The following is a 22145-nucleotide window of genomic DNA, read 5'->3' on the forward strand; positions in this document are numbered from 1 at the left end:
GTCGACGACGCACGGGCATGACCAGCTACGGCGCCGCCCCCGGCGCCGCCACGATCGCTTCGAGGCGGCCGAGCACCACCTCGAGCCGCTCGATCATCGCCTTCAGGTCCGCCCGGTACGCTCGATCGTCGGTGTGGACCAGCTCGTCTCGCATCCCCACGAGCCGGGTCGAGAGGGCCGTCCTTGTGTCATCCGCTTCGCGCTCACTGAGCTCGAGATGCAGCATGCTCATATCTCCTCCTGACGCGGGGCATGTACCTCGGACGAGCGTTCGTTCACGGGCGCTCCCGCGCGGCTGTTCGGGCCGCCGGCCGGCGCCTCTCGTCTGCTCGCTCGCCTGGCGTTCGCCGCTGCTCCTTTCGACAGTGCATGAGGTCTGCGCTGCCCGAGGACCGCGAGGGAACATGGTGACGCGACGCCTCGCTGTCATCGGCCGCGGCGATCGGGCAGCGCTCCGGCCCGTTCGACACGCGGCGAGAGACCGATGAGCCCGTGGACCCGGATCGCCTCGACGGCCTCCGACGGGGCGCAGAACATGCAAGCCAGAGGCGCGTAGCCGCGGCGAGGCCACGCCTCAGGACGGGGGAATCATGCAGACGCCAGGACCCGAGGAACGTGAACGGTTTACACAGCAGGAGAGCCCGATCGCGCCGATATCGGGCGCGCGGCGCAGGCTGGAGGAGGAGAGGGAGGCGCCGCGGATCGTGCTCGGCGGCTCGCTCGCCGAGGTGGTGTGCGGCGCGGGGACGATCGTCCTCGCCATCCTCGGGCTGACGGGGTTCATGCCGGGAGAGCTCACCTCGATCGCCACGATCGTCTTCGGCGCCGGGCTGATCGCGCATGGCGGCGCGATCGCCTCGCGCTTCGGCGCCCTGGCGCGCACCACGGCGCCCGTCGAGTGGGACACGCGCGCCGAGCTCGGCGGCGGCATGGGCGCGGAGCTCGTCGGCGGCGCGGCGGGCATCGTGCTCGGCATCCTCGCGCTCCTCGGGCTCGCCCCCGGGGCGCTGACGTCGGTCGCGGTGATCGTCTTTGGCGGCGCGCTGCTGCTCAGCGGCGGTACGACCGCGGACCTCGGCGCGCTCGACGTGCGCGGCGCGCACCAGCACCTCGCCCACGTCGCTCGTCAGGCGGCGATGGCCGCCGCCGGCTTGCAGTCGCTCGTCGGCGCCGGAGCGGTCGTGCTCGGCATCCTCGCGCTGGTCGGCATCCATCCCCTGGTGCTCACGCTCGTCTCCCTGCTCGCGCTGGGATCGGCGATCGTCACGAGCGGCTCGGCCGTCTCGGGGCGCGCGGCGGCGGCGCTTCGGCGCTGAGCCCGGGCCTCGCAGAGGAGGCCGCGAGCGGCCTCTCCCTCTCCACGCGCGTGTCATGACCCCGCGCGCTTCCGGATCGACCTGGCCTCGACATCGATGTGCTTCGTGCTTCACATCGCGTCGCTGGCTGTCGCTGGAGGCGCGCGCAGGGTTGATGGGGAAGGCCGTCTGGCAGGGGGCTGGGGCTGCTGGCTACCCGACCGATGTCGGCCCGATGACGGCGGCAGACGATGGGGATCGAGGGCTGCTCTGCTTCTCGACGGTGATGAGCAGCTCGAACTCGGCGTGCGGCACGGTCATCCCGGGCAGCTTGCCTCTCCGGTTGTCAGCATTGTAGTCGAGCACTCCGACCCGTCGCCACGGGGACTCGGAGCTCGGGCGCTGCCAGACGACGAAATGCGTGCTGCCGGCCTCGATCCGCTCGGGCGGCGAGAGGTGAACGACGTTCACCAGCAGCCGTGTGGTCGCGGCGTCAGAGTCGATGTCGGCGGTGATGTGCGCATCGGCGCCGGGCGCGAGCCGCGTGCCCTGAATGGTTTGCTCGCTCGGACCGCCGCAGCCCGCGAGCGCCATGCTCGCGAGAAGAGCGAGCGTGAGCCCTAGCCGGCCGCCGATCCGTCGTCCCATGTCAACGTGCTTCATATCGCCACCTCGATCGCCTCTCTGCTTCACGGCGGACCCGCTGTCCCCGTCGGGCGTCGCGTCCGGGCTGGCCGGTGCCACAGCCCCTCGGCCGCATCGTGGCAATTTGAGCAAGCGTCGTGCCGAGGTGGGATGTGCATCGGCGGATGGCGGAGAGGCGAGCACATCCACGACAGCGCCACCGCGCTGTTCCAGGAGGATGCCTGGCGGCCTGGAAGCGCGGCCCGAGGGCGCCGGAGGTCGCTCGGCGCCTGAACAGCTGATATAGCTCCGCCCAGGACATCGCAATGAGTGCCACCACGACGGCTCAGCCTCCCATCGTCTTCATCACCGGTGCCTCCTCCGGCTTCGGCGCCGCCATTGCCCGGCGCTTCGCCGGCCTGGGCGCGCGCCTGGTCCTCGCCGCCCGCCGCTACGAGCGCCTGGAGGCGCTCGCGGCGGAGCTCTCGGACAGCCGCATCGCCGGCCCGGCTGGCGCGCGCGCGCCGGCGATCCACCTGATCCGGCTGGACGTCCGCGACCGCGGCGCGGTCGACAGGGCCATCGCCGAGCTCCCGCCCGAGTTCTCCGAGGTGACCGTGCTGGTCAACAACGCGGGCGGCGCCCTCGGGCTGTCGCCGGCGCACCAGGCGAATCTGGACGACTGGGAGGAGATGATCGACACCAACGTCAAAGGCTTGCTTTACTGCACCCGGGCGCTGCTGCCCGGCATGGTGGCGCGCGACCGCGGGCACATCATCAACATCGGCTCGGTCGCCGCGGAGACGCCGTACCCCGGGAGCAACGTCTACGGCGCGTGCAAGGCGTTCGTCGCGCAGTTCTCGCTGAACCTGCGCTCCGACATCCTCGGCAGTCGGGTGCGCGTCACAGACATCGAGCCCGGCATGGCGGAGACCGAGTTCTCGGTTGTGCGCTTCAAGGGAGATCAGGAGAAGGCCGCCGCCGTGTACCGCGGCGTGAAGCCGCTCTCGGCCGAGGACATCGCCGAGTCCGTCGTGTGGTGCGCGATGCTCCCCGAGCACGTCAACGTGAACCGGCTGGAGCTGATGCCCGTGATGCAGGCGTTCGCCGGCTTCGCCGTCAAGAGGAGCTGAGGCGCGCGGCGCACAGGCTCACGCCGGCTTGATTTACGCACGCGCCTGGCTAGCCAGCTGCTCGGCTCACGCCGTCTTTAACATCACGCTGAGGTTGCGTCGTTTGCCGGGGAGGTCCGGTAGGCGGCCACCATGGTCGAGCCGAGAACGAGCACACCTACATAACTGAGTCGCTGTACTTGCTCTTCCCGTCGCCCCAGTACGACTCGTTCTTGTCCTTCGCCCCGTCGACGTCGACGCCGCGGGAAGTGCGTCACGATGTCGCCCGCGATCGTGTCGAGACGCTCCTCGCGGGTGATCAGGTGGTACTGCCGCGCGAACTCGCGCTCGACCTTCTTCTGCTGCTCCTCGTCGAGATCGGCCTGGTCGAGCAGCTCGGTCAGATCGTCGGCGAGATTCTCGAAGCTCGAGGATACGGGCTTCATAGTAGAGCGGGACGGTCGCATGGTCCTCGATCGAAGCCGTTCGAGAGGATGGCGATTGCGTTGAACCAGAAGATCTGAGGGATCGTGCCGAGGTAGTCGCGCAAGTTCTGCCGGTAGGCGTTCTCGACGTTGCTGTGCAGGCTTTTCAGCTCGACGAAGACGAGCGGGAGGCCGTTCACGAAGCCGCCCAGATCGGTGCGGCGCAGGTACGTCTCCCCCTGGACCCAGAGCTGCTGAACGACGAAGTAATCGTTGTTCGTGGGCCGGTTCCAGTCGATGACGCGGATGCGCTGGGTGGCGTCTTTCTCATCCTCGGCCCCGGCGACACGGACCTCGACGCCGTCCTTCAGCAGGCGGTAGATCTCGCGGTTCGCCTGCGCGAGGCTCATCGCGGATCGGTCGCGCGTGAGCTCCTCGATGGCCTGGTCGATCGCCTCGGGGGATGCGCCTCGGTTGAGCTTCTCGAGCGCCGGGCGAAGGTGGCGGATGAGGACGACATCGCCGCGGTTCTCACGGCCGAGGGTGCCGTGCTCGCTGAGCACCTCCTCCATCGCGTTCACGGTCGCCCAGCCCATCGCCATGAAGAGGTCGAGAGCCGCCTGCTCGATGTCGCTCTCCAGCGTTGCGTTCACCGAGGCGATTGTGTCACGATTTTTCGAGCTACTTGAGCTCCTTCGGCGGCTTCAGCCACTCGCCGTCGGCCAGCAGGACGCGCAGGCTCTTGCCGCTGCTCAGGCTTGCGGCGAGGGGGAGGCCGAAGCGGCGCAGGACGCGCTGGATGAGCGGCAACGCCTCGACGAAGACCTGCGCCATCGCCGGCGCCGTCAGGTCGCCGCGGCCGAGCATGATGCACGCGACGTTCGCGCAGACCAACGCGAGGCGTTCGAGCGCGTTCACACGGATGTTCTTGTCCTTGGTCAGGACGACCCAGCCACGGCGGCCGACCTCGACGAGCCACTCGGCATCGGGCGTGTTCTGCGCGAAGTGATCGTCGTGGGCGTGGACGTCGAGCTTCGCCGCTCGCAGCGCTTCGACGACGAGCCCTCGGCCGAGCGACCGGTCGACGAAGTAGGTGAACGGCTCACGCAGCTTCACGCGTCTCGCACCGGATCGCGTCCTCGATCTTCTCGATCTCGACGCCGTAGTCCTTCGCGAGAAGCCGCACGGACTCGCCGGCCCGGTAGCGCTCGGTGACGATGCGGGCCTCGATCCCCGTGCCAGCGATCACGGGCTGGCCGAAGCCGCGCCGCGGGTCGACCACGATCGTCTTCGGCTGGCTACCGATCGCTGTGCTCCGGACCCAGGGGTAGAGCCGCGCGGCGAGGCCCCCTTCCCAGTCGATGCGCGCGAGGCTCGCGTCGAGGACCTCCCGGAGCACGGCTTGGCCCTCGGCGGAGACGTTCAGCAGGCGGTCGGCGTGCTGGACGAACAGGTTCGCCCCGTCCGTCCGGAAGCTCGCGTGGACGAGCGGCCGGGCATAGCCGAGCTCGTCGCCGACGAACCGCAGCGCCTTGCGGACGCGCTGCATGGAGATGCCGTGCACCCGCCGCATCGAGGCGAGCACGAAGGCCTCGATAAGGTTCGAGAACGAGAGGGCGAGGGGCGAGCGCTCGGCCGGCTTGAAGAGCGCCTTGCGCGGACCGTCGCCCGAGGCCCAGAGGCGCAGGGTGGACGGCGACAGGCGGACGATCCGCGCGGCACGCGGGACCGGATACGCCGGAAGCTCCTCCGGGGCCCTGCTGTCGTAGATGTCTGCCTTCGGCGCCATGGGGTTATTCTACCACGCGGCTGCGGCGAGCGCGCGGCTCGAGCGCTGCGCGGCCTGGTGCCAGCCATCACGCGCAGGGTGTTTCCAGTCCGCTAACGTCGATCTCGCCGGAGATGAGGAGAGAGAGAAGCAGGTCGCGCTGTCCGGCGAGCACCTTGTTCCGTCGCTGCATCACTTCAACCTGCTGCAGCAACGGGTCAACAAGCGAGCCAAAGCGCGCTTGTAGCTCTCGCGATGAGATATGGACGTCGAGCAGGTGTAAGGCGTTCCGATTGATGCCAGACCAGCGGCATTCTGCCGAGAGAAATCCATCGAGCGCAGCAGATAGAGTAACCAATAGGGGTTGCTCCCCTTGAAGTCCTTCACAAACAACGTGGTATTCAGTGGCCAGAATGGCTCGCGAATGAGGTAAACCTCACCTAGCGTACCGTATCGCCCTGTCACGATCCCCGGGGCGTCGATCTTTGCGGCGTCGTGGGTACCTGTGATGCCAGAGGACGACACAACAGGAATGCTACCGGAGCGTCGCTCACGTTCCGGGAGGTCGAACCCTCTCGAAGCGGGCCTTCTCCGGGACGAAGAGGACCCCCTCCGCATGGTAGTCGTCCTTGCTGACGCCGCCCCGGCGGCGGGACGACGCGAGCTTCTTCTCAGCCTCGGCGAAGCGGTGGTCGGCGTATTTCAGGAAGATCAGCGCGAGGACCGGCGTCACGTACTCGGACGGCTGGAGGGCGGAGTTCGTCCAGAGCTGGTCGGCGGCAGCCTAGAGGCGCTTCTCGAAGTCGGCGCGGAGGGGCATCGGGTAGTCTTTCTACCCCGATGGTGGAGACCGGGTGTCTCGCCTCGGACGAGCCGCGACGGCGGACCCGCCGGGTCGCTCGATCGGCGTCGGTCCGAACGCGAAGAGGCTTGGGCACGGCTCAGCGGAGCGAGCGACGGCGGGCTGCGCTCGGGCTACGAACCCCGGAGGGATCCCGCTTCCGCGTGGGAGGTTCAGCCGATGCCCATCACGGCCGACCTCTCTCTCGCTGCGATCGAGCCCTCCACCACGCTCTTGTGATCGTCGGCGGCTTCGCCGTGAGCTGCCTCCGCAGCTCGGTGAGCAGCGCCCCTGCCGCTGCGCCGCTCGTATGCGAAGCGCGCGGGCAGGCCGATGGGGCAACCCAGAACGCCGAAAGCCCGGCGACCCACGGGTCCCGGGCTCTCAACTACCTGTGCCAGCCGTCGTCCCGGCTGTCCTTGCCAGCCCCTCGGGCTGGCTTCCTCAATCATCTCGGGTGGGCCATGAAGGACTTGAACCTTCAGCCAATGGATTAAGAGTCCACTGCTCTACCAATTGAGCTAATGGCCCGAGTGAATTGTCAAACCGACTGAACCTGAGAGGGCTCCCGGGATCTCGCCGGAACGCTTGGGTCGCCCGTTGAGCCCGGCACGCCCGGCCTGATTCGAACAGGCGACTTTCGGATTCGAAGTCCGACGCTCTATCCAGCTGAGCTACGGGCGCTCCTGCGCGCCCCTCGGCGGGGCTCGCGGAACGCTTCTAACCGCACCGGCGGCGATATGTCAAGGCGTTGTAGCGGCATGATGCGCAATTTTTAGGCCGCCCCACTCCGCGGAGCCCGGACGGACGTGCGCGCTGGGTGCATCCGGGCTCCTCCCCCGTCGCCCACCGGCGCCTGCCGCGCGGCCACGGCCAGCGGCACGCCCTCCCCGGGCGCGCCTGGGCCGACGCGGCGGCGCCGGGCCCGGGGCGGCTGCCTCCTGCTCTCCTGCTCCCGGCGCGGCTGCGCCTTGCCCGGCCGGCTGCGAAAGAAGTTCTCTGTCCGCGGCGCCGCAAGGTAGGGTCCGGCCCCGTCATGCCGCTGCTCCGCCCGCTCTCTCGGCGCTGCCTCGCGTCGCGAGGCCCCATCGCCGCGCTCCTCCTCGCCCTCTCGCTCGCCGCGCCGGCCCAGGGCGCCCCCGCCGCGGGCGCGCAGCCGGCCGCGGCCGAGCAGCAGCCGGGCAAGAGCCCGCAGAACAAGCGCCCCGCCGCGCGGCGGAGCTCTACCGGCGGCGAAGGCGAGTCGCGGGCGGCGCGCAGCGCCCGATCCAAGGAGAAGGCCCAGGAGCGCGACGGCAAGAAGCGCGCGGCGAGGCGGGACGACGCGTCCCGCGCGGAGCGCGGCGGCACCGACGCAGACGCCGACGAGCGGAAGCTGCTGTCGAAGGGCGCCCCCAACCGCGGGCGGCTGACCGGCGCCGTGCGGCTCCGATCGTCGAGGCACCTCAAGACGCGCGAGGGCGCCAGGACTTGGGGGCTGCCCGTGCTCGTGAAGACCCTGCGGCGCGCCGCCTTCCAGGTGGCCAAGAAGCACGGCGACTCCGCGCTGCTCGTCGGCGACCTCTCGGCCAGGACGGGCGGCGCGCTCGACGGGCACAACTCCCACCAGACGGGGCGCGACGCCGACGTCGGTTTCTACGTCGTCAACTCGAAGGGCAAGACCCTCCGTACGGACCGGTTCGTGGCGTTCGACGATGAGGGCAACGCCATCGGCCTCCCCGGCGCGCGGTTCGACGACGCGCGCAACTGGGCGCTCGTCCAAGCGCTGCTCGAGGATCGGCAGGCGGGCGTCAAATACCTCTTCGTCACCGACGCGCTGCGGGCGCGGCTGCTCGCCCACGCCGCGAAGAAGCGCGTCCCAGCAGACCTCCGGGCGCGGGCCGCGGCCGCGATGATGAGCCCGAGGGACGCCGACCTGCACAACGACCACTTCCACATCCGCGTGATGTGCCCCCCGTCGATGCGCGGCGCCTGCATCGAGGAGTCGCTGGCCCGCCCCGCGTGCGCCGCCGATGAAGCGAAGAAGGCCCTCGACTCCGCGGCGTCCGCGGCGACGGAACCGGACATCTACGGCGTGCCTTCCCGCTGACGTCCGCCCGCGCTCAGGCCCCCGGCGCGACCCCGGGCGGCGCGTCGCCGTCCGCGATCTCCACCACGACCGGCGCGTGATCGGACGGACGCTGGAGCTCGCGCGGGCGCGTGTCGATCGACACATCGGTGCACCGCGCGGCGAGCGGGCGCGTCACCAGCGCGAGATCGATGCGGAGGCCCTTGTTGCGCCTGAACGCGCCCATCCGGTAATCCCACCAGCTGTACGCCTCCTTGGCGGGGTGGCAGGCGCGGAACGCGTCCACGAGCCCCCACTCCATCAGGCGGCCCAGCGCGGCCCGCTCGTCCGGATGGCAGAGCACCTGCCCCTCCCACTTCTTCGGCTCGGCGACGTCGATCGCCTCGGGCGCGACGTTGAAATCGCCGCAGATCACGATCGGCTGATCCGGGCGGTAGCGGGCCTCGAGCTCGCTCCGCAGCCGCGCAAGCCACGCGAGCTTGTAGGCGAAGGCCGGCGTGCCCACCGCCTGGCCGTTGGGCACGTAGACGTTGATGACCCGGATCCCCTCGATCGTCGCCGCCAGCATCCGCCGGGCGACGTCCTGCTCATCGCCGTCGAGGCCCTTCTTCACGTCGTTGACCGAGAGGCCGAAGCGCGTGGCGATCGCGACCCCGTTGTAGGACTTCTGGCCGAAGATGACCGAGCGATAGCCCACCTCGGAGAGCGCGGCCTCGGGGAAGCTGCCGTCCTCGACCTTCGTCTCCTGCATGCAAACGACGTCGGGCGCGGCGCGGACCAGCCAGCTCGTGAGCTGCTCGAGCCGCGTGCGGATGGAGTTCACGTTCCAGGACGCGATGCGCATAGGTCCTCCGGGCGATAGCGGATGAAGAGCCGGGCGGGAAGCCTGGGTTCGGAGCACGCGCGGGGTCCACGGCGCCCGATCACAAGGCGGCCCGGATCACGTCGAAGAGGCCCTCCGGATCGTCGACATGGAGCCAGTGGCCGGCGCGCGGCAGGACGTGGACCGAGAGCCAGGGCGCGCGCGCCGCGAGCGCCTCGAAGCGATCGCGCGAGGCCGGCGAGATCGACGCGGACCTGCCGCCGAGGACGACATGGATGCGCCGCTGCTCCACGCCCGGCACGCCCGGGCCGGCCGGCGGGTCCTCCAGGACGTGCCACAGATCGCGGGCGAAATAGTCGGTGAGCAGCGCGTCCAGGATGTCGAGGTCGAGCCGGATGCGAAAGCCGTCGCCCTCGCGGCGGACGTTCATCGCCAGCCAGTCCGCGATGCCGCGGCTGAACCCGGCGGCGTGCACCGCCTCGAGGAACGCCTCGCGCGACGGCATCGGCTGCGGGATCGCGCGGAGCATCTCGAGCACGCCGGGGCTCTCCGATCCGCTCTCGCCGGCGGGCCTCGCGCTCGGATCGGCGTCGAGGATGAAGCCGCGCTCGATCCCCGTCGGCCGGCGCTCGAGGTAGGCGAGCGCCACCTTGCCGCCGAACGAATGGCCCATCACGCCGCGGATATCGAGGCCGAGGCGGTCGCCCAGCCGGAGCAGATCGTCCGCGGCCGCCGCGATCGTGTGGGGCGCAGGCGGGCTCTGCGACATGCCGTGGGCCCGCAGGTCGACAAGGATGAAGCCCCACGGCCGGGCGGCCGCGCCAGGCGCGCCCTCGGCGGCCTGCGCCTCGGCGAGGCGTCGGATGAAGGTGCGCCAGTTGGCGCCCGAGCCGAAGATGCCGTGCAGCACGAGCATCCAGCGGGCGGGCGCCGCGGAGGGGGCGGAGACGAGGGCGTGGTGGGGCACGAAGCCGTCGTGTGCGTTCATGGCTCTCCGGACCGCGCGAGCGCGCGGCCTGCGCCTAGCGCTAGCATGGACCCATGGCCAAGAAGCCCCCCATCGCGCCGCCGAGCGCGGACGCCACGGAAGACGAGGGCATCCAGCCGGCGAAGCCCGCGCGGTTTCACGGCGCGGCGCTCGCCGGGGCCAGCTTCGACGACGTCGACCTTCGCGGCGCGCGCCTGCACAACGCCTCGCTCGCGGGGGCCGAGCTCGACGACGTCGACCTGCGCGACGCGCGCCTGCACAACGTCTCGCTCGCGGAGGCCGAGCTCGACGACGTCGACCTTCGCGACGCACGCCTGCACAACGTCTCGCTCGCGGAAGCCGAGCTCGACGACATCTCGCTCGCCGGCGCGCGCTTCAACGACGCCGACGCCGCCGCGACCCGCTGGTCCGACGCGAGCCTGCGCCGCGCTCGCTTCGAGGGGTCGGACCTCCGCGAGGTCGAGATCGTCGGCTGCGCGATCGACGGGCTCACCATCGACGGCGTGCGGATCGATCGCCTGCTCGAGGAGGCGAAGGATCGATCACGCGCGAGCCAGGCCCCGAAGGCCACCGAGAAGGAAGCGCCGCTGAAGAAGCCGAGAAAGGGGCGGAAACCGTAGCGCCCCACCCGCGGAGCGAGCGGGCAGCGCCCCGCGCGACCGCGGGCGGTTACGCCTCGATGAGCCCGGTGCGGACCGCGATGCGGGTCAGCTCGACCGCGCTCTTGCACCCGAGCTTCGCGTAGATGCGCACGCGGTGGGTCTCCACCGTCTTCGGGCTGATCGTCAGCCGCGCGGCGGTCTCGCGCGTCGACACGCCGGCCGCGAGCAGCCGCAGGACCTGGCGCTCGCGCGGCGTCAGCGCGTCGAGACCACCGGAGCCCTCGCTCGCCGGCTTGCGCATCGCGCGCACCACGGCCCCCGCGATGCTCGAGGAGAGCGGCGCTCCCCCGGTCGCGATCCGGCGGATGCCCTCGATGACCTCCTCGAGCTTCGAGGTCTTCACGAGATACCCCTGCGCGCCCGCGCGGAGCGCCTCGGCGACGCGGAACTCGTCGTCATAGCCGCTCAACACGAGGAGCTTCGCCTGCGGCAGCTGCGCTCTCAGCGCCCCGAGGAGCTCGATGCCGTCCCGGTCGGGGATGTTGAGATCGACGAGCACGACGTCCGGCTTGCAGCTCGCCGTCTCGCGCAGGGCGTCGGCCGCCGTCCCGGCTTGGCCCACGACGACCATGTCGGGCTCGTCCGAGAGCGCTCGAGCGAAGCCTTCGCGAACGACGGGGTGATCGTCGATCAGATAGATGTGCAGCTTGCTAGCAGGGGTTTCCGCCATGGTGACCGCAGGGGGATTGGAGTGTCCTTCAGACCACAATTCGATACCCATGAGCAGTTCAAGTCAAGCTGCTCGGGTCGTCCTGGGAGGAACCTTACAGGGGTATCAGGTGCTCAACGATCTGCAAGCAGCGGCGCGGCGGCAAGCCCAATTGGTGAGGAAAACTCCGTCCTGAGCGAGTTTCGGAGCTCGACGGAGATCCGCGCGACGTGGAATGCGCAACGGAGGACGTGATGGACGGTGCAACGATGCGCCCAGAGCGGCCTGCGCATGCGGTCGCGGCAACCGTCTGGTATCCTTCGCGCGCCTCATGCGCCGGAATGGCCAGCGATCCAGGGAAATACGATGAGCTCGCCGGTCCCCGCTCCCGGCCCGGCCGCCACCTCGCCCTCGCCGCGCGCGGCCGCGGAGATCTTCGTCGTCGATGACGACCCCGCGCTCGTCGAGTCGCTGCTCGACCTGCTCTCCGACGAGGGCTACCGCGTTCAGGGCTTCACGCGGCCGCTGGAAGCGCTCGATCGCCTCGCCCGCGGCGCGCGGCCGCGGGCGGTCCTGCTCGACTACGTGATGCCCGAGATGACCGGCGAGGAGTTCCTCACCGCGCTCGCCGCCGCAGGCGTCGAGGTGCCCGTCCTCCTGCTCTCCGGCGTGAACGAGCCCAACATCCGCGGCGCCGTGGCCGGCGTGCTGGCGAAGCCCTTCGACGTCGACCGGCTCCTCGTCGTGCTCGAGCGCCTGACCGGCGCCGTGCAACGCTAGCGCACCGGCGTCGCGGCCCCCCGATCCTGGCTCGCACAGGCGCGGCGGCACGCTCCTCGCGTCCCCTGACCCCCAGGAGGAGCCGAGGATGTCGTCGCTGCTCGTAGAAGACAGCGCTACCGGGCCAGCCGTCCTCGCGCGAGGCGGATCGGGCAGCCCCAGCATCGCGAACGCGTCGGCGGCCGCGATCAAGCTGCCGGCCGAGCTGCACCACCGCTTCCGCTTCATCGCGATCGACGCGGGCCTCCTCGGGGAGGTGGCCGACGGCGCCGCGGCGCTGCTCGACGCGCTGCTCGCGATGGGGGTGCGCGTGGCGCTCTTCACCGACGAGCCCATGCCCCACCTCGCGCGGCGGCTCGCTCGCGGCGTGCGCGCCGAGAACCGCAGGCGGCTCTTCCTCGGCGCGCTCGAGGGCGCGGAGCTCCACGGCTTCGATCGCCGCGGCGCCGCGGTCGCGCTCGCCGCCGGCGCGGAGCCGGACGGGCGCTCCGCCGTCGCCGCGCTGCTCGCTCAGGTGATCGCGCCGCTCCGCATCGAGCCGCACGATCGGCTCGCGATCTCGCCGGAACCACGCGAACCACGCGAATCACGCGACGGCGCGGCGGCCTCCGCGGCGCGCGGCCTCCGCGGCGCGCCGGAGCTCGCGGGCGCCGTCCACGCGACGGCCGGCGCGCAGCGGCTCCACGAGATCCTCGCGCTCCAGCGGGATCTCGAGGGCCAGCTCGGCTCGCTCGCGGCGCCCCGAGACGCCGCGTGGCTCATCGAGGAGCCAGGGTTCGACGTCGCGCGCGAGCACGAGATCGAGTCGCTGCTCGCGATCGCCAACGGCTACCTCGGCTCGCGCGCGTCGCTGCCGGAAGGGTCGAGCGTGTCGCGACCGGCGACGTTCATCGCCGGCGCCTTCGAGCCCTCGGCCGACGTGAGCCGCGTGCCGGAGCTCGTCATCGCCCCCGACTGGGGCCGGCTGAGCGTCGCCATCGAGGGCGAGTCGTTCTCCGCGGAGACGAGCGGCGTGCTGCACCACCGCCGCGCCCTCGACATGCGGCGGGGCGTGCTGCTGCGCGAGGTCCTGCGGCGCGGCGAGGGAGGCCACCTCACGCACCTGCACACGCTCCACGCGGCGTCGCTCGCGAACCGCCACGTCCTCATGGAAGCGCTCAGCGTCGCCCCCCTCAACTTCACCGGGACGATCCGCGTCGACGCGATCCTGAGCGGCGACGTGAAGAGCGCGAGCGGCGCGGCGCACTGGGCCGGCTTCGCGGCGGACGCGGGCGCGAAGAGCCTGCTGCTCGTCGGGCACACGCACGGCGGGCTCGTGACCGCGATGACCTCGCACCTGCGGGAGCTCCCGGAGCAGGCCGCGGAGAGCTCGCCCCCGCTCGAGGCCCTCGAAGGCGCGCGCTGCGAGCGCACCACCGGCGCGCAATCCGTCGCCGAGCGGTGCGACGTCGGAGTCCGCGTCGCCGAGCAGCGCCGCCTCTTCCGGACGACGACGCTGCACACGTCGCGCGACACGCCCACGCCGCGCGAGGCGGGCCAGGCGCTCCAGGACGAGCTGTCGCGCCGCGCCATGGCCGACGTGCTCGGCGAGCACACGCGGGCGTGGGCGGAGCGATGGCGCCACGCCGACGTCGAGATCGACGGCGCCCCCAGGATCGAGCGGGCGCTCCGGTTCGCCCTGTACCACCTCATCGGCGCCGCGAACCCGGACGACCCGCGCTGCTCGATCGGCGCGCGCGGGCTCAGCGGGGAGGCGTACCGCGGCCACGTCTTCTGGGACACCGAGACCTTCCTCGTCCCGTTCTACACGCACTGCTACCCCGAGGCCGCCCGCGCGCTGCTCCTCTACAGGCACCGCACCCTCGCCGGCGCGCGCCGCAAGGCGAAGGCGCTCGGCTACGAGGGCGCGCTCTACGCGTGGGAGTCGGCGGACACGGGCGACGAGACGACGCCGCCGCTCGTCGTCACGCCGTTCGGCGAGGTGGTCCGGGTGCTCTCCGGCGAGCAGGAGCACCACATCAGCGCCGACATCGCGTACGCGGTGCACGCGTACGTCCGCGCGACCGGCGATCTCGACTTCCAGCGCGGCGAGGGGGCCGAGATCCTGATCGAGACGGCCCGCTTCTGGGCGAGCCGCGCCGAGCTCGGGCCGGATGGCCACGCCCACATCCGGCGGGTGATCGGGCCCGACGAGTACCACGAGACCGTCGACGACAACGCGTTCACGAACTGGATGGCGCGCCACAACCTCCGCGTCGCCGCCGCGCTCGTCCGGCGCGACGCCGCGCGCGCGGACGTGCTCGCGCGGCTCGACCTCCGGCCCGACGAGCCCGACCGCTGGTGCGACGTCGCCGACCGCCTGCTCCTCGGGATCGACCCGCAGACCGGCCTGATCGAGCAGTTCGCGGGCTACTTCGGCCTCGCGCCGTTCTCCATCGCCGACTACGCCGTCCGCAGCGCGCCGGTCGACGTCCTGCTCGGGCGCGAGCGGACGCAGGCCTGCCAGGTGGTGAAGCAAGCGGACGTCGTGCAGCTCATCGCGCTGCTCTGGAGCACGGTGCCCGCGAGCGCCCGGCGCGACAACTTCCTCTACTACGAGCCGCGCACCGCCCACGGCAGCTCGCTGAGCCCCAGCGCCCACGCGCTCGTCGCCGCCCGGCTCGATCTCCACGCCCACGCCGAGCGCTACTTTGAGCAGACCGCCGACATCGACCTCGGCAACACGATGGGCAACGCCGCGGGGGGCGTGCACATCGCCGCCATGGGCGGCCTCTGGCAAGCCGTCGCGTTCGGCGTGGCCGGCGTCACGCGCGTGCCGCGGAGCGCGCTCTCGGAGGCGCTCCCCCACGCGCCGCCTTGCCCCGACGAGGACGAGGCGATCGGGATCGAGCCGCACCTCCTGCCGGGCTGGCGGCACCTCAAGATCCCGATCGCCTGGCGAGGCCGCGCCCTCGAGATCCATGTGGAGGACGGGGCGGTCGAGGTCGCGCTGGAGGGGAGCGCGCCGCTGCCGATCTGCCTGCTCGACGCGGGCGCGCCCGCCTGCGCCGTGCTGGCGGAGCCGGGCCGCCGTTATGCGACGCGGCGGCTGGGCGGCCGCGTCATGCCATGGGAGGAGGTCACGCCATGCTGAGCGCCGTACGCGACGGGTCCCCGGTCGGGCTCGGGGCACCACCCGAGCCGGCGTCCCCGGCCGAGCCGCCCCACGAGGCGTTCGAGGAGGCCGACGAGCGCCCTCCGCAGAGCGGCCTCCAGCGCAGGAGCGTGGTCGTCGCGCTCCACGGCCGCCGCGCCCACCTCGGCGCCGTCGCGCTCGGGCGGCTCATCGCCCACGGGCTCGAGGCCCCGCTGCGCGGGCTGTGCCTCTCCACGGAGCCGATCGACGCGAGCGAGGTGCCGGCCCACTTCGGGATCGCCCCGGAGGCGCTGCAGGGCATGGTGCTGGACGTCGAGGCGAGCGGCGACCCGCCCGGCGCGCTCGCGTCCGCCATGGCGAGCTACGGGGCCGCGCTCGTGATCGTCGCCTCGCACGCCGACGATCCCACCGACGAGCGCTTCGGCGTCGGCCAGCTCGCGGCGCGCGCTCTCGAGTCCACCGCGCTCGGCGTCCTCGTCATCCGTGAGGAGCCCTCCCCGCCGCGGCTCCAGCGCATCCTGCTGCCGCTCGACGGGAACCCCAGCACGGCCAGCGCGATCACGCCCGTCGGGGAGGTCGCCCGCAAGCTCGGCGCCGAGCTCGACATCGTGATGGTCGGCTGCGCTTCGCCGCGGGAGGCGGCGGACGACGGGCCGCCCGTGTCGACGCCCGTGCCCTCCGAGCCGGGCGCGATGGTGGCGCCCCTCTACGTCGACCAGCCCCAGCACGAGTGGCCCGCGTTCACCGAGGAGTTCCTGGCCCGGTTCCTGAGCGCGATCGGGCACTGCCCCCACGGCGTCTCCACGCGGTTCTTCCTCGGCAAGGGCGAGCCGGCGGCGGAGATCGCGCGCCTCGCCTGGCAGCTGGCGAGCGACCTCGTAGTGCTGGTCTGGCACGGGCAGCTCGCCGATCACCATGGCGGCGTCATCCGCGACGTGCTCGCTCGGGCGCCGTGCCCCGTGCTGGTCCTGCGGCGCTAGCGCTCCCGACGTGGCGCGCCCCGGCGGCGGCCAGGCGCTCCCGCGGCCCTCGATCGGCGCGCGGGCACCTCGCCGGGCGGGCTCCACGCCAACGACCGGCGAAAGGCGCTATGGTGCGCCGCCATGGTCTCCCGGAAGCTGCCCCCCAGCGAGTGTCGCAAGATCGTAGAGCCGCAGAGCTTCCGCTTCTCCACGACGGAGGAGGTCGCGCCGCTGTCGGCGGGCATCGGCTCGCAGGAGCGCGCCCTCGCCGCGCTCGCCTTCGGCCTCGACATCCGCCAGCCCCGCTTCCACGTCGTCGTCGTCGGCGCGCCCGGCACGGGCCGCACGTTCTGCGCGCGCGCCGTCGCGAAGCGGATCGCGGCGAGCCGCCCCACGCCCGACGACATCCTCCTCCTGCCGAACCCGCACCGCCCGAGCGAGCCGACGGTCCTGTCGCTGCCGCCGGGCGAGGGGCGCCCCTTCGTCGAGGCGATGGAGGAGCTCCACGAGAAGCTGGTCGACGCCCTGCGCGGCGCGACCGAGGGCGAGCGCTTCAAGCAGGCGCGCGGCAAGATCCAGCGCCGGGTGAACGCGGAGGAGCGGCGGCTCGAGGAGCAGCTCAAGTCCGCGGCGCGCGAGCTCGGCCTCGACCTCGTGCGCGGCGAGGACGAGGTGCAGATCACCTCGATCGAGGACGCCGCCAACGCGCCGGACGGCGAGGCCCTGCTCGCCATCGCCGGCTCCATCGAGGAGTTCGAGATGCGGCTCGCCACCGTGCAGGACGAGGCCGACGTCGAGCTGCGCGGCGTCGTGAAGCAGCTGCTCAGCGACGGGGTGAAGGCCTGCTTCCAGCCCGTGCGCGCGCGCTTCGAGGGGCGCAACGACATCAGCGCCTTCCTCGCGGACGTCGAGACGGTCGTGTCGAAGGAGTTCCGCCTGCTCGTCGACGAGGCGCGCGGCGAGGAGGGCGGCGCCACCCTCCCGCGCGGCGTCGTCGTCCCGACGCTCCTCACGGAGCACACGCCCGACTCCGGCGCCCCGGTCGTCGATGTCCCCTACCCCACGCTGACCGCCCTGTTCGGCCGCACCCACGCGCCGCCCGACTCCGGCTTCCCGCCGGAGCCCGGCTTCGCCGTCGCGGGCGCCCTCCACGAGGCGGCCGGCGGCTTCCTCATCCTGCCCGCGGGCGCGCTCCTCAAGAACGAGGCGCTCTACGAGCAGCTCAAGGCCTGCCTCCTCGCGGGCAAGTTCATCGTGCCCGAGCACAACCCGTCGTACTTCCGCGGCACCGCGGAGGAGCTGCTCTTCCCGCCGATCCCCATCGACGTGAAGGTCGTCCTCGTCACGAACCCGCAGCTCTACCAGGACCTGCACGACGCCGATCCGGAGTTCTCGCAGCTCTTCAAGGTGCAGGCGCGCTTCGAGACGACGATCTCGCTCGATCAGGCGCTCCTCACGTACCCCGCGTTCCTCGCCGGCTTCGCGCACGATCGCGGCCTCCCGCCGATCACGGCCGACGGCGTGACCGCGCTCCTCTTCCACGGCGGCCGCCTCGCGGAGAGCCAGACCAAGGTGAGCGCCCAGGTCGGGCTCATCGCCGAGGTCGCGACCGAGGCCGGCTACCGGGCCCAGCGCCGTGGCCGCAAGGTGGTCGACGGCCCCGAGGTCAACGAGGCGCTCGAGGCGGCGCGGCGCCGCGGGAGCCATTTCCGCGACCACGTGCACGAGCTGCTCTCGGACGGGACGATCCGCATCGACGTGACCGGCCGGCGCGTCGGGCAGGTCAACGCCATCTCGGTCCTGTCCGACGGCCCGCAGACGTTCGGCCGCCCCTGCCGCGTGACGGCGGTCGTCTACCCGGGCCGCGAGGGCCCGGTGAACATCGCGCGCGAGGTCGAGATGTCCGGCCCGCTCCACAGCAAGGGCGTGCTGGTCCTCACGGGCTTCCTCGCGGCCCGGTTCGCCCAGCACCGCCCGCTATCGTTCGGCGCCTCGCTCGTCTTCGAGCAGACCTACGAGCCCATCGAGGGCGACAGCGCCTCGTCGAGCGAGCTGTACGCGCTCCTGTCCGCGCTCTCCGGCGTCCCGATCCGGCAGGAGCTCGCCGTGACGGGCAGCATCGATCAGCAGGGGAGCATCCAGCCCGTGGGCGGCATCAACGAGAAGATCGAGGCCTTCTTCGATCTGTGCGCCGCCAAGGGCCTGACGGGCGAGCAGGGCGTGCTGATCCCGAGCGCGAACCGCGACGCGCTCATGCTGCGGGGCGACGTCGTGACGTCGATCGAGGCCGGCCGCTTCCACGTGTTCGAGGTGAGCTCCGTCGAGGAGGGCATCGAGATCATCACCGGCGTCCCCGCGGGCGTCGCCGACGCGGACGGAAGGTACCCGGAGGGGACCGTGTTCCACGCGGCGGACCAGCGGCTCGAGCGCTTCCACCAGGCGATCGCCGACACGCAGAAGGGCGGGACGAGCGCGGATCCTCGAAGAATGCTCAGGGAGCGCTGAAGAGGACCGATGGCAGCGAAGCGCACGGCCGAACCCGCGCCGATCCACGCCGGAGCCCGCCGATGACGCGGCGGCTTGTCCTGCTCGCGGCGGCCGGCGGCGCGGCGCCGCTGCTGGCGTGGGGCGCGCTCGCGCGATGGCGTGATGGGTCGCTCTCGCTCGGCGCCGCCTGCGCGGCCGCCGCGGCGATCGCGCTGCTGGTCCTCCTCGGCGGCGTCGTCCGGCGGCGCCTCGCCGCGGGGCCCGGTGTTTCCTTGCGCCAGGCGCCCGGGACGCCTCGACTCCCGCGGACGGGGCGGCCGGCCGCGCGCCCGGCGGAGCGCGCCTTGACGCCGCCGACCGAGCTCGACGATCCGCGGACCATCTACGCCTTTGCAGCCCAGGCCGTCGGTCAGTCGCTCGCCTGGGAGGGGAGCTACAAGGCGGCGGCCGCCTCGCTGCGCGACGTGCCTCGCGACTGGATACCTCCGCAGGTTCGGGTGCTCGTCATGAGCAACCTCGCCCAATGGCAGCTCTGCGCCGGCGACATCGAGTCCGCCCGGCGGCTCCTCCCGGACCTGGACGAGGAGCGCGCGTCGGCGTCGGTGCGGCCGCTCGTGCGGGGAGCGCGCGCCGCGGTGCTCGTGCGCACCGGCGACGTCGAGGCCGCGCTCTCCCTGATCGGCCTCCGGGATGGCGAACGGGAAGAGCCGACCGAGGTGCGCCAGCGCTACCGCATCACCCGCGCGCACGCGCTCACCGCGCTCGGCGAGCCCGCCGCGGCGCGCGCGGAGCTCCGCCGGGTGGTCGATGACGTCGGCGTCGACGAGCTCTGCCGCTGGATCCCCGCGGGCGGGCCCGCCCGGGCCACGATGATCGAGCTCATCGACGAGGGCTGACGGATCCGCGCGTCTCCGATCTTCCGCGCCGCCCGGGCCTGGCTCCGCCGAGGAGCCAGCGCGGTGATGATCTCCGCTCCTCGCCGCCGCGCGCTCACGCCCTTTTCGACACTGGCACGCCGGCGCGCCGCCGCGAGGCCGCGACTCGCCAGGCGCGGATCTCGAGTCGCTCGAGTCGGGCGCAACTCGGATCGTCACGCCGCTTGTCAAGCGTCATTTCCCTGGTTTGTCGCGCGGGAAGCCCCTGTCTGCCGGCGCCGGGCGCTCGAAGCCCACAGCGCGCATCGTGTGCGCTTCCCCGGGGATTCCGGTTCGCGGTGGGGGAAGCCACGTTGCGAGCGCCTGGCGGCTGGTAGAAAAAGGATGCTGTACGCAAAGTGCATCGGGCCAGGTAGCCTTTTCGCGTCGACCGGGGGAGAACGCATGCCAACCTGTATGGGTGGCCAATGAGGGTGGAGGCGCCACGGGGGGTGATCGGCGGGTGTTGCACCGGTTCAACCAGCCCCACGCGCCCCGTCCTGGCGACTCCCCTCGCTCACAGGAGCCCGCCCCGGAGGCTCCCGTGAACCGCCCAGCGGATACGCCGTCCCATCGCATCCTCATCGTGGACGACAGCCCCACGTACCTGAACCAGGTCGCGGCGGCGATGCGCGACGAAGGCTACTTGCCGGTGCTCGCCCACTCGGGGGAGGAGGCGCTCGCGCGGCTCACGGTGGCGCGCGTCGACGGCATTCTTCTCGACATGGTGATGCCGGGTCTGTCGGGCCCGGCCACGTGCCTCCGCATCAAGGCGAACGCCTCGTGGCGCCCGATCCCGCTGCTGATGCTCACCGGCCGCGACGACCACAAGGCGATCCTCGACGCCCTCTCGGCCGGCGCCGACGATTTCGTGACGAAGACGGGCGAGCTCACGGTGCTGAAGGCGCGCCTGCGCGCCCAGCTGCGCAGGAAGCATTACGAGGATGAGAACCGCAGGATGCGCGAGCTCCTCCTGCGCCGGGAGATGGAGGCGGCGGAGGCGCGCGCCGACCGGCGCCTCAAGCAGAGCGAGGAGCGGTTCCGCCTCATCGTGGAGGGCGTCCAGGACTACGCCATCTTCATGCTCGACCCCGCCGGCCGCATCGCCAGCTGGAACCCGGGCGCCGAGCGCATCAACGGCTACCGCGCCGACGAGATCATCGGCTGCCACTGCTCGGTCCTCTTCCCGCCGGAGGACGTCGAGCTCGGCAGGCCCGCCGCGGAGCTCGAGTCCACCGTGGAGACCGGCCGCTCGATCCAGGAGGGCTACCGCGTCCGCAAGGACGGCACCCGCTACTGGGCGAACGAGGTGATCAGCGTGCTCTTCGACGAGGCCGGGCAGCTGCGCGGCTTCGCGAAGGTCACCCGCGACGTGACGGAGCGCCGCCGCGTCCACGAGGCGCAGCGCATCCTCGTCTCCGCCGGGCAGATCCTCGGCGAGTCGCTCGATTTCGAGGAGACGCTGCGGCGCGTGGTCCGCGTCGCGCTCCCCGACTTCGCGTCGATCTGCGTGCTCCTGCTGCAGGACGAGTCCGGCGCGATCGATCGGCAGGTGACCGCCCACGCGGATCCGTCGATGGCGATGGCGACCGAGCTGCTCGGCAGGATCACGGCCGACTCTGCCGGGCGAGGGATCGGCAGGGTCCTGCGCACCGCGCAGCCGGAGCTCATCCCCAAGGTGACCGACTCCTTCGTCCGCGCGATCTCGTTCGATCAGGCGCACTACGAGGCGCTGCGCTCGCTCTCGCTCGCCTCGCACCTCACGGTCCCGCTGACGGCGCGCGGCCGCACGCTGGGCACGCTCTCGTTCGCCTCGACGCACCGGCGCTACGACGCGGTCGATCTCGACCTCGCGCAGGATCTCGCGCGGCGCGCGGCGCTGGCCGTCGACAACGCCCGGCTCTACCGGGAGGCGCAGCTCGCGGTGCGCGCGCGCGACGATTTCCTCACGATCGCCTCGCACGAGCTCCGCACGCCGCTCACGCCCATGCAGCTGCAGGTCGACGGCCTCCTGCGCGCCGGCAAGCGCGGCGGCCTCACCGCCGAGCGCGCCACGCCGCGGCTCGAGATGATCAAGCGGCAGGTCGAGCGGCTCGCCCGGCTCATCACGAACCTGCTCGACATCTCGCGCATCTCCGCGGGCCGCCTGCAGATCGAGCTCGAGGACGTCGATCTCGCGGCCACGGTGAACGAGGCGCTGGAGCGGTTCCGCGAGGAGCTCTGCGCGGCCGGCTGCCCCGTCAACCTGTCGGCCCCCGCCTCGATCGTCGGCCGGTGGGATCGCCTCCGGCTCGATCAGATCGTCACGAACCTCCTCTCGAACGCCGTCAAATACGGCGCAGGCAAGCCCATCGACGTCACGCTGGAGGACCTCGCGGATCGCGCCCGCCTGACGGTGCGGGATCGCGGCATCGGCATCGCCCCGGAGCAGCAGGCCCGCATCTTCGAGCGCTTCGAGCGCGCCGTCTCCAGCGAGAACTACAGCGGCTTCGGCATGGGGCTGTGGATCGTGCGGCAGATCGCCGACGCGCTCGGGGCGACGATCCAGGTCGACAGCCGGCCGGGCGAGGGGGCGACCTTCACCGTCGACCTGCCGAAGGAGCCTGCCTGA

At 71.9% G+C, this 22145-nt stretch carries 20 protein-coding genes, 2 tRNA genes and 1 pseudogene; 11 read left to right on the forward strand and 12 right to left on the reverse strand.

Annotation, left to right across the window (positions count from 1 at the left end):
* Positions 1 to 25 precede the first annotated feature (25 nt).
* Complete coding sequence (locus WME97_RS43605) at positions 26 to 232, reverse strand: hypothetical protein (protein WP_437546782.1); 207 nt, start codon at positions 230 to 232, stop codon at positions 26 to 28.
* A 358-nt stretch (positions 233 to 590) separates the two neighbouring features.
* On the opposite strand from WME97_RS43605, the gene WME97_RS43610 reads away from it, so the two are divergent.
* Positions 591 to 1316: a hypothetical protein gene (locus WME97_RS43610; protein ID WP_437546784.1), complete on the forward strand. Its 726-nt coding sequence runs from the start codon at positions 591 to 593 to the stop codon at positions 1314 to 1316.
* A gap of 192 nt (positions 1317 to 1508) precedes the next feature.
* On the opposite strand, the gene WME97_RS43615 is transcribed toward WME97_RS43610, so the two are convergent.
* Complete coding sequence (locus tag WME97_RS43615) at positions 1509 to 1958, reverse strand: hypothetical protein (RefSeq protein WP_437546786.1); 450 nt, start codon at positions 1956 to 1958, stop codon at positions 1509 to 1511.
* Positions 1959 to 2245: 287 nt separating this feature from the next.
* Here WME97_RS43615 and WME97_RS43620 point away from each other — a divergent pair, with 287 nt between their 5' ends.
* The gene (locus WME97_RS43620; protein ID WP_437295922.1) at positions 2246 to 3052 is read left to right on the forward strand and encodes an SDR family oxidoreductase; all 807 of its coding nucleotides are present in this window, start codon (positions 2246 to 2248) and stop codon (positions 3050 to 3052) included.
* Positions 3053 to 3135: 83 nt separating this feature from the next.
* Here WME97_RS43620 and WME97_RS43625 read toward each other — a convergent pair whose 3' ends face one another.
* Genes WME97_RS43625 through WME97_RS43640 form a run of 4 tightly spaced genes read right to left on the reverse strand, consistent with a single transcriptional unit; the run spans position 3136 to position 5245 of the window.
* A complete protein-coding gene (locus tag WME97_RS43625; RefSeq protein WP_437546788.1) occupies positions 3136 to 3477 on the reverse strand; it encodes a hypothetical protein in 342 nt (113 codons plus the stop codon).
* Complete coding sequence (locus WME97_RS43630) at positions 3474 to 4109, reverse strand: type I restriction endonuclease (protein WP_437546790.1); 636 nt, start codon at positions 4107 to 4109, stop codon at positions 3474 to 3476. Before WME97_RS43630 ends, WME97_RS43625 begins: the two co-directional genes overlap by 4 nt.
* Positions 4110 to 4137: 28 nt before the next feature.
* A complete protein-coding gene (locus WME97_RS43635) occupies positions 4138 to 4572 on the reverse strand; it encodes a hypothetical protein (protein ID WP_437546792.1) in 435 nt (144 codons plus the stop codon).
* Positions 4559 to 5245 carry a DUF433 domain-containing protein gene (locus WME97_RS43640; protein WP_437546794.1) on the reverse strand — a complete coding sequence of 229 codons (687 nt, stop codon included), beginning with the start codon at positions 5243 to 5245 and terminating at the stop codon, positions 4559 to 4561. Before WME97_RS43640 ends, WME97_RS43635 begins: the two co-directional genes overlap by 14 nt.
* On the opposite strand from WME97_RS43640, the gene WME97_RS43645 reads away from it, so the two are divergent.
* Positions 5244 to 5471, forward strand: a complete 228-nt coding sequence (locus WME97_RS43645) for a hypothetical protein (protein ID WP_437546796.1) — start codon at positions 5244 to 5246, stop codon at positions 5469 to 5471. The genes WME97_RS43640 and WME97_RS43645 overlap by 2 nt on opposite strands.
* 303 nt (positions 5472 to 5774) lie before the next feature.
* Here WME97_RS43645 and WME97_RS43650 read toward each other — a convergent pair.
* From WME97_RS43650 to WME97_RS43660, 3 genes and pseudogenes are all read right to left on the reverse strand, one after another.
* Positions 5775 to 5993 (reverse strand): annotated as a pseudogene (locus WME97_RS43650) (type I restriction-modification system subunit M N-terminal domain-containing protein); the annotation flags it as partial.
* Positions 5994 to 6523: 530 nt separating this feature from the next.
* Positions 6524 to 6596 (reverse strand) — tRNA-Lys (locus WME97_RS43655).
* 79 nt (positions 6597 to 6675) lie between these two features.
* Positions 6676 to 6749 (reverse strand) — tRNA-Arg (locus WME97_RS43660).
* Between the two features lie 352 nt (positions 6750 to 7101).
* Between WME97_RS43660 and WME97_RS43665 the strand changes: the two genes are divergently transcribed.
* Positions 7102 to 8154 carry a penicillin-insensitive murein endopeptidase gene (locus WME97_RS43665; protein WP_437546797.1) on the forward strand — a complete coding sequence of 351 codons (1053 nt, stop codon included), beginning with the start codon at positions 7102 to 7104 and terminating at the stop codon, positions 8152 to 8154.
* A 13-nt stretch (positions 8155 to 8167) separates the two neighbouring features.
* Here the strand turns inward: WME97_RS43665 and xth are convergent, their stop codons facing one another.
* Positions 8168 to 8977 (reverse strand): exodeoxyribonuclease III, encoded by an 810-nt coding sequence (gene xth / locus WME97_RS43670; protein WP_437546799.1) that lies wholly within the window; start codon positions 8975 to 8977, stop codon positions 8168 to 8170.
* Positions 8978 to 9056: 79 nt separating this feature from the next.
* The gene (locus WME97_RS43675) at positions 9057 to 9944 is read right to left on the reverse strand and encodes an alpha/beta fold hydrolase (RefSeq protein WP_437546800.1); all 888 of its coding nucleotides are present in this window, start codon (positions 9942 to 9944) and stop codon (positions 9057 to 9059) included.
* 53 nt (positions 9945 to 9997) lie between these two features.
* Here WME97_RS43675 and WME97_RS43680 point away from each other — a divergent pair, with 53 nt between their 5' ends.
* On the forward strand, positions 9998 to 10564 hold the full coding sequence (locus WME97_RS43680; RefSeq protein ID WP_437546802.1) for a pentapeptide repeat-containing protein: 567 nt from the start codon (positions 9998 to 10000) through the stop codon (positions 10562 to 10564).
* A gap of 49 nt (positions 10565 to 10613) precedes the next feature.
* On the opposite strand, the gene WME97_RS43685 is transcribed toward WME97_RS43680, so the two are convergent.
* A complete protein-coding gene (locus WME97_RS43685; protein WP_044970202.1) occupies positions 10614 to 11276 on the reverse strand; it encodes a response regulator in 663 nt (220 codons plus the stop codon).
* Between the two features lie 345 nt (positions 11277 to 11621).
* On the opposite strand from WME97_RS43685, the gene WME97_RS43690 reads away from it, so the two are divergent.
* The 6 genes from WME97_RS43690 to WME97_RS43715 all read left to right on the forward strand — a co-directional run bounded on the left by WME97_RS43690 (position 11622) and on the right by WME97_RS43715 (position 22145).
* The gene (locus WME97_RS43690; RefSeq protein ID WP_437546804.1) at positions 11622 to 12035 is read left to right on the forward strand and encodes a response regulator; all 414 of its coding nucleotides are present in this window, start codon (positions 11622 to 11624) and stop codon (positions 12033 to 12035) included.
* 88 nt (positions 12036 to 12123) lie between these two features.
* The gene (locus WME97_RS43695) at positions 12124 to 15168 is read left to right on the forward strand and encodes a glycoside hydrolase family 65 protein (RefSeq protein WP_437546806.1); all 3045 of its coding nucleotides are present in this window, start codon (positions 12124 to 12126) and stop codon (positions 15166 to 15168) included.
* A complete protein-coding gene (locus WME97_RS43700) occupies positions 15162 to 16151 on the forward strand; it encodes a universal stress protein (protein WP_437546808.1) in 990 nt (329 codons plus the stop codon). Before WME97_RS43695 ends, WME97_RS43700 begins: the two co-directional genes overlap by 7 nt.
* A gap of 123 nt (positions 16152 to 16274) precedes the next feature.
* Complete coding sequence (locus WME97_RS43705; RefSeq protein WP_437546810.1) at positions 16275 to 18638, forward strand: AAA family ATPase; 2364 nt, start codon at positions 16275 to 16277, stop codon at positions 18636 to 18638.
* 62 nt (positions 18639 to 18700) lie between these two features.
* The gene (locus WME97_RS43710) at positions 18701 to 19516 is read left to right on the forward strand and encodes a hypothetical protein (protein ID WP_437546812.1); all 816 of its coding nucleotides are present in this window, start codon (positions 18701 to 18703) and stop codon (positions 19514 to 19516) included.
* 562 nt (positions 19517 to 20078) lie between these two features.
* Positions 20079 to 22145, forward strand: a complete 2067-nt coding sequence (locus WME97_RS43715) for an ATP-binding protein (protein ID WP_157907273.1) — start codon at positions 20079 to 20081, stop codon at positions 22143 to 22145.

Source organism: Sorangium sp. So ce367 (assembly GCF_051520455.1).
Lineage (GTDB): Bacteria > Myxococcota_A > Polyangia > Polyangiales > Polyangiaceae > Sorangium > Sorangium cellulosum_B.